Here is an 11,684-nt window from a genome sequence, read left to right as displayed (position 1 = left end):
CGCACTTCGCTGATTAAGAGTTTCTTCCGCATGTCAGATACAAAGTATATTTTGGCAAGTTCAAAAATAGACTGCCAATACTTTCGGAACGATTAATACCTGCTAAAAGAGCTTGGGATGCTGGCCACCGTCGCAGATGTCGATGAGCTGAAAGCCTGGATTTCGGAACTGGGGTATTGGGGGCCGGTCACGATTATCGTTCTGATGGCGATAGCCGTCATTATCAATCCCATTCCCAGCGCACCGATTGCCTTGGCGGCCGGCGCCGCCTACGGGCATACCTGGGGCACTGTCTATGTGGTGGCTGGTGCCGCCAGCGGGGCAATGGGGGCTTTCTGGATTGCCCGGCTGCTGGGTTATGAACTGATGGTTAGGGTATTCGGCAGCCGCTTGAGATTGGGCTGGCTGGGCTCCCAGAATTTCCTGATGGGTATGGTATTCGTTTCGCGGCTGATACCCTTCCTCTCTTTCGATCTGGTGAGCTATGGTGCCGGGTTGACCCCAATCACGACCTGGCGATTTGCCTTAGCGACGTTGACAGGCCTTATCCCCGCGAGTTTTCTGCTGGCCCACTTCGGCGGTGAGTTGACCTCGTCGAGCCTGGAGCAGGTGCTTGCTACCGTGCTGTTGCTGGGTGGGCTGACATTGGTGCCGATCATTGCCACGATACTCGTAAAATGGCATGGGCGTAGAGTTACTGACCAGATCGATGTGTCAGGTAAATCGACCGTGGATCGGTAGGGATGGGACAGACTTGTGACCGGTCACGATATCTGATCAAATCCAGCACGCAATGATGGAACCCTTCGTTACCCGTCGTGTCTCTATCTAAAACATAATGAACGCTTTGAGAAGTAAGACATTTTAAGATGTCCTTGACCCACGATAACAATCTGCGATTGACCACCTGGATGTTAGTGGTGGTATTGCTGTTGTTCTGGGGGCAGGGTGCCTTGGCTGGCCTCGGGCAGCATTCCATGCCGATGGGAGAGGATTCTCATCGGGTCATGGCGGATGGTCACCATTGCCATATGCCCAAGATGGCGGATCTTCAATGCCATTGTGATACTGGCCATCTCAATCTGCGGCAGGCCCTGCCGCAGCGCGATTCCGATCTCCTGGGCTTCGAACGCATCGATCGGCCGGTTCTGGTCTCTAAAGATCTGGCGGATCTGCGCCCGGTCAGGGGGCCACCCCGTGACGAGATCCTGTTCTCCTTCTCAGCTCCACCTGTTCCCATCCCCCCGCGCCTGAGTTTCTGCTGCCTGCGTATCTGATACTCACCTGTTGTCTGACCAGCGTTTCAGCCGGCAGCATCCCGTTCTCCACCCTCTGATCTTTTAGCGTCCGCCAGGACAGCTCGAATTCGTTTGGGGAGGGGGAACCCCCTGCTGCCAGACCCGAACCAAACAGCAGGTTTTCATTGATGTTCTCTTTTCCGCAACGCCGGGCGCGTGTCGCCCTTTTCCTTGTGTGCGGTCTGATCTGGCAGAGTGGCCAGGCAGCCGGCACCTTGTCGATCGACCAGGCGGTGAGCCTGGCGTTACAGGACAATCCCGGCCTCGCTGAGGTACAGGCCAGGGCAGAGGCCGTCGCTCATCGGCCGAGTCAGGTTGGCGCCTTGCCCGATCCTGTGTTGTCTCTCAACGCCGCCAATCTTCCCCTGGATAGTTTTGATCTGACCCAAGAGCCCATGACCCAGTTTCAGGTCGGGATCAGCCAGAAGCTGCCTTGGCCCGGCAAGCTCGAGTTGCGTGCCGAGGCGACGCGGCTGATGGCTTTGGGCAAGCAGGATGCGACTCGCGAGGCGCGGCTGATGCTGGCCCGTGATGTGAGACGCAGCTGGTGGAATCTCTTCTATCTGGATCGTGCCCTGGCCACAGTAGAGGACAACCAGTCGCGGTTGCGTTCTTTCGTCCAGGTGGTGCAGGCCAAATACCGGGTGGGCGAGGGGCTGCAGCAGGATGTGCTGCTGGCCCAAGTAGAGCTCTCAGGTCAGTTGGAACGGGCAGTACGTCTGCGTGGCATGCGCCGTAGTGAGGCGGCCCGTCTGCAGGCATTGATGGGGCATCCAGATGATTCACCCGTGGAGTTGCCACCCGTCGATCCCCCTGAGCTGTTGAATCTGGAGGGGGCCGAAGTTTGGCTGCAACAGGCCCTGGCCGAGCGCCCTCTGTTGAGTATGAAGCAGCATACGCTGGATGCATCGAATCGCCGTCTGGAGCTGGTGCGGAAGGGGATCTATCCCGACTTCACCCTCAAGGGGACCTATGGTCTGCGGGGTGGCAACAATCCGGACGGCTCCTCCCGTAGCGACTTTCTCTCCATCGGCGTCAGCCTCAATCTACCGATCTTTCAGGGCAGTAAGCAGGATCGGGAGGTGGATCAGCGCAACAGCGAACGGATGGAAGCCCGCTACGCCCTGGATGATGCCCGGCGCAATATCCGTGAACAGGTGGAACGCGCCCTGGCGGATTATGAACAGGGCCGAGAGCAGGCCCGTCTATTGCTCAACGGGATCATTCCTCAGACCGAACAGACGGTGGCCTCGATGCTCGCCGGCTATCAGGTGGACAAAGTCGACTTCCTTACCCTGGTCCGCACCCAGATCAAATTGAACAACTTTCGTATTGCCTACTGGAGGGCCCTGAGTCAGGCCAAACAAGCCGAGGCGCGTCTGCTGGCTGCGGTCGGCGGGGAGAAGAATCATGAATAAATACCCAATGGGTCTTACTGTCGCACTACTGGTTGGCGTCGGTGCAGGCATCTGGATGAGTGGTTACCGGTCACAGATTCCCTGGCTTGTTCCGGGGCTGGAGAGCGCGGCTGCTGCGGGCGTGGAGGCGGGAGAAAAGCCCCTGTTCTGGCGCAACCCGATGAACCCGGCCATCACCTCGCCGGTGTTTACCAAGGATGAGATGGGTATGGACTACCTGCCGGTCTACGCCGATGTACCCAAGACGGGGAAAAAGGAGCGCAAGGTGCTCTTCTGGCGCAATCCCATGAACCCCGCCATCACCTCGCCGGTGTTCACCAAGGATGAGATGGGTATGGACTACTTGCCGGTCTATGCCGATGACGGCGGGGCGGCGGATGAGCCCACCGGCACGGTGAAGATCGACCCGGTGACCGTACAGAACATCGGTGTACGCACAGTCAAGGCCAAGCGTCAGGCGTTCTCGCGTTCGGTGCGAGCCCTGGGCCGGGTGATTGCCGATGAGACCCGTATCACCCGTCTGCATCCGAAGACTGAGGGGTGGATTGAGAAGCTCTTCATCAACAAGACCGGAGAACCGGTGAAGAAGGGCGACATCCTCTTCTCCATCTACTCCCCCAAGTTGGTCAGCAGTCAGCATGAGTATCTGCTGGCGCTGCGCAACCTGAAGGCGTTGGGTGAGAGCGAGTATCCCGATATCCGAGAGGGTGCCCGTCAGATGGCGGAGATCTCTCGTGAACGGCTACAGCTGCTGGATGTGCCGGAACACCAGATCAGGGAACTGGAGCAGAGTGGTAAGCCTTTCAAGGCGTTACACGTCCACTCTCCCTTCGACGGTATCGTGATGAAGTTGAACGTGAGCGAGGGGGAGTATGTGACCCCCAGGAGCGAACTCTACCGCCTCGCCGACCTCTCCAAAGTCTGGGTGCAGGTCGACGTTTATGAATATGAACTATCCAGGGTGCGTGTCGGCGACAAGGCGCAGATAACCCTGAAGAGTATGCCGGGCAGGATATTCGAGGGCATGGTCTCCTATATCTATCCCTATGCAGAGGCCAGGACCCGTACCATCAAGGTGCGCCTGGAACTGGATAACCCGGAACTGGCACTGAAGCCGGATATGTTCGCCGACGTGACCCTCAATACCGGGTTGCAGAAGGATGCGGTGGTGGTGCCGGATGCGGCAATCGTGCGCTCCGGTGAACGGGATCAGGTCTTCATTGTACGTGAGCCGGGCAAGTTCGAACCGCGGGAGGTGACCCTGGGCCAGAGCAGTGAGGGCTGGGTACAGGTGCTTGATGGGGTGAAGGCCGGAGAGGAGGTGGTGGCCTCAGCTTTGTTTCTGATCGATTCCGAATCCAAGTTGCGGGAGGCGACCGCCAAGATGATGGAGGCGGCCAAGGGGGGGCAGTCCGTCGGCGGGGCGGATATGGATATGCAGGGCATGGCTATGGATGCACCTGACATGTCGATGGATGAAATGCGCCTTGATAGCAGCGTTCCCGATGCGATGGATATGAGCGGCTTCACCCTGGATGGGGGACGCAAGCCATGATCGAGTGGATCATCAACGGCTCCCTGCGTAACCGCTTTCTAATCATCCTCAGCAGCCTGCTGCTGCTGGCGGCGGGCATCTGGGCGGTGAAACAGACCCCGCTGGATGCCATCCCAGATCTGTCGGATGTGCAGGTGATCGTCTTCACCGAGTTCCCGGGCCAGGCTCCCAAGGTGGTGGAGGAGCAGGTCACCTATCCGCTGACTAGCGCCATGCTCTCGGTACCTTATGCCAAGACGGTGCGGGGCTACTCCTTCTTCGGGCTCTCCTTCGTCTACATCATCTTCGAGGACGGGACCGACCTCTACTGGGCCCGTTCCCGGGTGCTGGAGCAGCTCAACTATGTCACCAGCCGGCTCCCCGACGGAGTCAATCCCACCCTGGGACCGGATGCCACCGGGGTTGGGTGGGTCTACGAATACGCCCTGGTGGACCGTAGCGGTAATCAGGACCTCTCCCAGCTGCGCTCGATCCAGGACTGGTATCTGCGTTACCCCTTACAGACGGTGCCCGGGGTGGCGGAGGTGGCCAGCATCGGCGGCTACGTGAAGCAGTACCAGGTAGAAGTGGACCCCAATGCCATGGCCGCATACGGCATCACCTTGGACAAGGTAAAACATGCCATCCAGCGTTCCAACAATGACGTGGGTGGGCGACTGGTGGAGATGACCGAGACCGAGTACATGGTGCGCAGCCGCGGCTACATCAAGAGCCTGGATGATCTGCGGGAGATCCCGGTGGCGGTGGACGGCCGGGGGACCCCGGTGCGCCTGCGGGATATCGCCCAGGTGCAGCTGGGGCCGGAGCTGCGGCGTGGCGTGGGCGAGCTGAACGGTGAGGGTGAGACCGTTGGCGGCGTGGTGGTGATGCGCTTTGGCGAAAATGCCCTGACCACCATTCAGAAGGTACGGGAGAAGCTGGAGGCGTTGAAGGCGGGGCTGCCGGACGGGGTGGAAATCGTGCCGGTCTATGACCGCTCCGACCTGATCCAGCGGGCGGTGGACAATCTGCAGCACAAGCTGCTGGAGGAGTCGATTGTGGTCTCCCTGGTCTGCATCATCTTCTTGTTGCACGCCCGTTCCGCCCTGGTGGCAATCCTCACCCTGCCGGTGGGTATCCTGATGGCCTTCATGGTGATGCATGCCCAGGGTATCAACGCCAACATCATGTCCCTTGGGGGTATCGCCATCGCCATCGGCGCGATGGTGGACGGCGCCATCGTAATGATCGAGAACGCCCACAAACACTTGGAACAGATGGCCCACCGGCTGGGAAGGAAGCTGAGTGAACGCGAACGCTGGCAGGCCATTGGTAACTCTGCGAGGGAGGTGGGGCCAGCCCTCTTCTTCTCGCTGCTGATCATCACCGTCTCCTTCCTACCGGTCTTCACCCTGCAGGCCCAGGAGGGGCGGTTATTCAGTCCTTTGGCCTTCACCAAGACATACGCCATGGCTGCCTCGGCGATCCTGGCGGTGACGCTGGTGCCGGTTCTGATGGGCTTTTTTATCCGCGGCAGGATTATCTCGGAGGCGAAAAATCCCATCAACCGCCTGATCCATATGATGCATCGCCCGCTATTGTCGCTGGCGATCCGGGTGCGCTGGCTGACCCTGGCGGTTGCGGTGGTGCTGCTGGGCTTCACCTTGCAGCCGCTGCAGCAACTGGGCAGCGAGTTCATGCCGCCCCTGGATGAGGGGGACATCCTCTACATGCCCACCACCTATCCAGGCATCTCCATCACCAAGGCCAAAGAGCTGCTGCAGCAGACCGACAAGATTATCTCCAGCTTTCCCGAGGTGGCGACGGTCTACGGTAAGGCTGGGCGAGCCGAGAGCGCCACCGATCCGGCGCCCCTGGCGATGCTGGAGACTACGATTCGGCTGAAGCCGCGAGAAGAGTGGCCCGATCCCGCCAAGACCACCCAGGAGCTGATGAACGAGATGGACGCGGCGATCAAGTTCCCGGGGCTGGCCAACAGTTGGACCATGCCGATCAAGACCCGTATCGACATGCTCTCCACCGGCATCAAGACCCCCATCGGGATCAAGGTCAGCGGGCCGGATCTCGGGGTGCTGGAGTCGCTGTCGAAGGATATCGAACGGGTCATGAAGACGGTCCCGGATACGATCTCCGCCTTCGGTGACCGGGCGCTGGGGGGCTACTACCTCGACTTCGATATCGACCGTACCGAGGCGGCTCGATACGGGCTCACCGTGGGTGATGTGCAGGATGTGATTCAGTCTGCCATCGGTGGTATGAACGTCTCCCGCACGGTGGAGGGGCTGGAGCGCTATCCGGTGAATGTGCGCTACCCGAGGGAACTGCGTGACGACCCTCAGCGGCTCAAGCGGGTGCTGATCCCTACCTCCAACGGTGAATCTATTCCCCTGGCCCAGGTGGCGAAGATCCAGCTGCGCCGGGGGCCGCCGGTGATCAAGAGCGAGGACGCCCGGCCTAACGCCTGGATCTATGTCGATATCAGCACCTCGGATATCGGTGGTTATGTGGCCAAGGCCAGGCAAACCGTGAGTGAACAGGTGAAGATCCCGCCGGGTTATGCCCTGGTCTGGTCGGGGCAGTTCGAATACATGGAGCGGGCTGAGGAGCGGCTGCGCATCGTGGTGCCGGCGACCCTATTGCTCATCTTCCTACTGCTCTACTTCAATTTCGGCAACCTCAGCTCGCCGCTGGTGGTGATGCTCTCCATCCCCTTCGGGCTGATCGGCGGTATCTGGCTGGTCTACTGGTACGGCTTCAATCTGTCGGTGGCGGTGGTGGTGGGCTTCATCGCCCTGGCCGGGGTGGCGGCGGAGATCGGTATTTTGGTGCTGACCTTCATCGATCAGGCCGTGGCGGAGGCACGCCACCAGAGAACCATCCGGGGTGATGCAGGGTGTCTGACCAAGGGCGAACTGATGGTGGCGGTGCTCCAGGGCACGGCGGAGCGGGTGCGTCCCATCGCCATGACCGCCACCGCCATCATTGCTGGCTTGTTGCCGATCCTCTGGGGCACTGGCACCGGCTCCGAGGTGATGCAGCGCATCGCCGCCCCGATGGTGGGGGGCATGGTGAGTGTCACTGTGCTCTGCATGCTGGTGCTACCGGTGATCTACGGTCTGGTTTTGCAGTTCAAGGAACGGTTCTATTCCAGCGGAACCGTCGTAGAAGCGGAGGAGCTCCTAAAAAACAGCGAAGCTTGATTGAGATATTTGGAAACAACTTTTTACCAACGTGAGTGGAGATACAACATGAAAACAGTCCTGAAGAGTCTGACCTTTGCCATCCTGAGCGGCACTGCCGTCGCCAGCTATGCCGACATGGACCACAATCAAACCCCCATGGATCAGGGCAGCCATGACACCATGGCGGCCCAGTCGAAGATGTTCCTGAAGAAGACACAGATCGACAGGCACACCGTCAGCTTCCACGTGATGCAGGCCAAAGAGGGTATGCAGCACGGTGGCAGTCACAATCTGATGATCAAGGTGGAGAAGGATGGCCGGACACTGAATGACATCGCTGTCAACTCCAAGGTGGTCTTCCCCGATGGCAAGGAGGGCAGCAAGATGCTGATGAAGATGGGGGACTGGTATATGGCCGGCTACGATCTGGGCCAGACTGGCGAACACCAGCTGATGGTGCTGTTCAAGACAGCTGACGGACAGAAACACTTTGGCGGCATTCACTATATGGCCAGGTAAGCGGAATCAGTGCCGGAAAAGGGAGGCGATTGAGGGCTTCCCTTTTCTGGATCTGAAATTCCACAACCAGAGCCTGGCAAGATCAACAAAATCATGAGGGTAGAGAGCTATGACTCATAGTGGATCAGGTAGACGATTTCTGGCCATGTTTCTGGTCGGATGCGCGATCGGTATTGGTGTGATCAGCTCTGTCGTTCGTGCGGATTCCGATGGGCCGATTACAGACAGAGCGATCATTGCAGAAGAGGTCAGAAAAGAGCTAAGACGGTTGATCGATGAAGAGGGCTTCATGGATCGCGCTATAGAGCGTGGGATCGAATCCTATATTCAGAAACAACGTACTGCGTCGGCTTCTGAAAAGAATCGTGCACGGGCGCAACATGCGCGAAATCTTCGTCCTGTTTCGGCGGAGAGGGATCATATTTATGGCGATCCCAATGCGCCGATCAGTCTGGTTGAATACTCGGATTTTGAATGTCCGTTCTGTAAGCGTTTTCACCCGACCGTGAAAAAGCTTATCGAACAGAACGCAGGCAAGGTCAACTGGGTCTATCGGCATTTTCCTCTGGAATTCCACAATCCCGGTGCACAGAAGGAAGCTGAGGCAACAGAGTGTGCCTCTGAACTGGGAGGAAATGATGCGTTTTGGCGCTATTCCGATCTGATCTACCAACGCACGACCTCCAATGGCAGGGGATTCCCAATCGATCGTTTGGTGCCATTGGCCGAAGAGATCGGGCTGGATGGTAAGAGATTTCGGGACTGCCTCGATAGTGGAAGGATGGCTGACCGGGTCAGGGAGGATTATGAGGATGGGGTTAAAGCCGGGATCTCAGGAACACCCGGAACGATCTTTCTCAATCATGTCAGCGGTGATCTCTTTGCCACCGCCGGTGCCTTGTCACTTTCCCGCTTGCAGGCTGCGGTAGACCGTTTGCTGTCAGATCAGACAGCAAAATGAGTAACAGACCGTCACCTAAACGCCAGATAAGTAAGCAAGGGAGCCTCTGATCAAGTCATGAACTCGTATCTTGTGCCCAGACTATCCAGCTTCTGCGTGGCAAATCTCGGCAACGGCTCCATGCGTTGCTCTACCTCCTGCATCCATGCAGTCATTCGCAATAGCCAGCTAATATGTGCGATTTGCACCTTGAATCTGAATGCTCTGAATCACAATCCACTTCGTCCAGACTTAATCAGAGGCTCCTTAGGATTCCTAGGGTAAATCTATTGTGAAAATAGTCACATTTACCTCAAGAAAAGGTAATTAAATTCTGGTGAAAGTGACTGCTTTCACTTCTACTTTTTCCCGCGAACAACAATGAAAAAAACCTCAGTTTCAAAGCAACGAATAGAAGATGTGCTATCGGGTTTGGATAGGCTCGCCGCGCAGGCCAGCCTTTCACAGCTGACCAGCCGCCGCCTGAGTGAAATGGCGGGGGTGGCAGAAGGGGTGATGTTTCGCCTCTTCAATGGCATGGACGGAATCCTGGAGCAGTGGATCGAGAGCCGGGGCGGGCGTCTGTTGACTCTGATCACCGGCGCGCCGGCAAACCGGGCCGGTTTTCTCAGGATGCTGCGGTCACTATTGGAGGTACCGGAGCTGTTGGGGCTGCTGTTCGATGAGCTGAAGGGATCACCGGCGATCCTGGCCCGGCTCGATGCACTGCGTCTCCGGGTGGAAGAGCAGCTGAGCCGTCAGCTCCAGTGTCTCGCGGCACCGGGTGGGGGCGGCAGCCTGCTGTTTGCCGACCACCTCTGGGTTTCGCTCAGGCGCAGCTGGGATCCACGCATGCCGGACCGAGAAGAGCGTCGGGAACGTTTGTTGAATTTCCTGCCCGGGGAGATGAATGGAGTGAAACCATCGGAAATATTGCCGAATCCGGCACTGCTGCAGCGGCTGGCGATTAACGAGAGCGGCTTTGTCTTCGATCCTGTCAGCGGTCGCAGTTTTACCGTCAATGAGTCGGGACATGCCCTGTTGCATCTGATGATGCGGGAGATGAGTGTTTCCGAGATCATCGAACAGTTGGCCGAGAAGTGGGACGTAGAACCAAGGCAGGCGGAGCGTGATCTTCTTGAATTTGCCGCCGAACTGCGCAAGGCGTTTCACGGATGAAAGGAGCAAAAGGGGCTTGATCTCTGTGTCACGCATATGTTGCCGGCTTGATTCAGACTGACGGATCACAACGAGATAAATACCGTGGAAGGAGGAGGAACGATAAATATGACTTGATCAGAGGTTCTCTAAATAAACGACCACGATTGCTTTTGTAACCGCTGTTTTGTTTTTGGCGGTTGCTGACTCTTGGTGGCACACCGAAAAAACGACTGAAAAATTCAGCCACCAAAATGCCAATGGCTAGTGGAGCGATGACGATAAAGGGTCTTCGGCTCTGGCTACATTGCTTGAGGAGCCTTTGAATAAGTCTGGGCCGTACAGATTGCTGATGAAAATGCGCTGATTTGAGGCGCACATCGCACGTAATAGCCAGCTATTGCGAAGGTTTGCAACGAAAAAGCAGCGTATTTTGGCAGCAAGATGTAGGTCCATGACTTGTTCAGCGGCTCCTTGACATAAATAGAGTAATACAAATGAACAAAACAAAACTATCTATAGCGCTTGCGTTGACCATGAGCATTAGCATGCTCACAGCCTGTGGTGGTGACTCCACAACGTCGACATCTTTGACAACTACAGGAAATGCATTATTGGGTAGCGCCTTTAAAGGACCTATCGATGGTGCGACCGTCAGGGTGGTGGATGCAACAGGTAATATCCTTGCCTCGGGAGGCAGTAATCAGGGTAAATTCGCACTTGCCGATTTTGACCTTCCTGCAGATACAAATGTGGTTTTTATTGAAACACAAGGCGGTGAATACACGGATGAAGCCACAGGTGAAGTGGTATCGCCTGCGAGCACAGGGTTAATGACTGTCTTCACGGCAGCTGAATTACGAACCATTATCAGTGATAGAAAAGTGGTTGCTCTGACTCCGGAAACAACCATATTGGCTAAACTGGTTCAGAAGATGCTGGCATCCGGCAAGTCAGGCAGCAATGCAATTGCCGATGCGAAACAGATCATACAGGCTCAGCTGATCGATGATACAAATCCTGCCGTGGGAGTTTCTGGCGATACTCTTTTTCTCATCGGTGATCTTGGTGCAGCGATTCCGGCTGATCAGTCTGAGACTCTTGCTCGAAATCGAGCGATCAGTTACTCCTTTGAGGCTAATAGCCTGAACCTTTCACCTGCACAGGTCTTCGACCTGATCGACAAGCGTGCGACTGATCTGGAAGATGGCATACTGGATGGTAGGGAAAATGGAGCGGCGACTATTTTACTGACCGATAAAGATGGCACAGACAAGAAACTGGATGAGATAGATCAGAAAACGCGCTATGGCCTGGCACGTTCCCGATTGCTCAACAATACGATAGAACGATTAAGTAATGGTCGGATCAGCGATAGTGAAAGGGAAGATCTGGTCCAACTGGGTTTTGATGCGGATTATTTTGACCAGCTAAACAACAATAATCAGGCTTCAGAAAATAATACTGAAACTTGGCTTGCAGCGACTAATCTGTAGTAGTCGGGACTTAATCTGACAGTTATTAATCGTTCCGAAAGTATTGGCAGTCTATTTTTGAACTTGCCAAAATATACTTTGTATCTGACATGCGGAAGAAACTCTTAATCAGCGAAGT

General features: G+C 56.5%; 9 protein-coding genes. All 9 read left to right on the top strand.

The features are described from left to right. Positions 1–117 precede the first annotated feature (117 nt). The 9 genes from Ga0074115_RS14875 (at position 118) to Ga0074115_RS16385 (ending at position 11,566) form a co-directional block, all read left to right on the top strand. Complete coding sequence (locus Ga0074115_RS14875) at positions 118–741, top strand: TVP38/TMEM64 family protein (protein ID WP_057956905.1); 624 nt, start codon at positions 118–120, stop codon at positions 739–741. A 128-nt stretch (positions 742–869) separates the two neighbouring features. Next, complete coding sequence (locus Ga0074115_RS14870; protein ID WP_057956906.1) at positions 870–1,277, top strand: hypothetical protein; 408 nt, start codon at positions 870–872, stop codon at positions 1,275–1,277. A 149-nt stretch (positions 1,278–1,426) separates the two neighbouring features. Continuing rightward, positions 1,427–2,716, top strand: a complete 1,290-nt coding sequence (locus tag Ga0074115_RS14865) for a TolC family protein (protein ID WP_057956907.1) — start codon at positions 1,427–1,429, stop codon at positions 2,714–2,716. Continuing rightward, on the top strand, positions 2,709–4,271 hold the full coding sequence (locus tag Ga0074115_RS14860; RefSeq protein WP_057956908.1) for an efflux RND transporter periplasmic adaptor subunit: 1,563 nt from the start codon (positions 2,709–2,711) through the stop codon (positions 4,269–4,271). The genes Ga0074115_RS14865 and Ga0074115_RS14860 overlap by 8 nt, the downstream gene beginning before the upstream one ends. Continuing rightward, a complete protein-coding gene (locus Ga0074115_RS14855) occupies positions 4,268–7,471 on the top strand; it encodes an efflux RND transporter permease subunit (protein WP_060528675.1) in 3,204 nt (1,067 codons plus the stop codon). The genes Ga0074115_RS14860 and Ga0074115_RS14855 overlap by 4 nt, the downstream gene beginning before the upstream one ends. Positions 7,472–7,519: 48 nt before the next feature. After that, positions 7,520–7,972 carry a hypothetical protein gene (locus Ga0074115_RS14850; RefSeq protein ID WP_057956910.1) on the top strand — a complete coding sequence of 151 codons (453 nt, stop codon included), beginning with the start codon at positions 7,520–7,522 and terminating at the stop codon, positions 7,970–7,972. Positions 7,973–8,117: 145 nt separating this feature from the next. Continuing rightward, positions 8,118–8,933 carry a DsbA family protein gene (locus Ga0074115_RS14845; protein ID WP_232433138.1) on the top strand — a complete coding sequence of 272 codons (816 nt, stop codon included), beginning with the start codon at positions 8,118–8,120 and terminating at the stop codon, positions 8,931–8,933. A gap of 411 nt (positions 8,934–9,344) precedes the next feature. Then, positions 9,345–10,091 (top strand): PqqD family protein, encoded by a 747-nt coding sequence (locus tag Ga0074115_RS15980; protein WP_232433137.1) that lies wholly within the window; start codon positions 9,345–9,347, stop codon positions 10,089–10,091. A 476-nt stretch (positions 10,092–10,567) separates the two neighbouring features. Then, on the top strand, positions 10,568–11,566 hold the full coding sequence (locus Ga0074115_RS16385) for a hypothetical protein (protein ID WP_157292805.1): 999 nt from the start codon (positions 10,568–10,570) through the stop codon (positions 11,564–11,566). Positions 11,567–11,684: the final 118 nt, after the last annotated feature.

The organism is endosymbiont of Ridgeia piscesae (assembly GCF_001443665.1).
Taxonomy (GTDB): domain Bacteria; phylum Pseudomonadota; class Gammaproteobacteria; order Chromatiales; family Chromatiaceae; genus Endoriftia; species Endoriftia persephonae.
The sequence above is the reverse complement of the archived record's forward strand: the minus strand, read 5'-3'. Positions and strand labels throughout refer to the sequence as shown.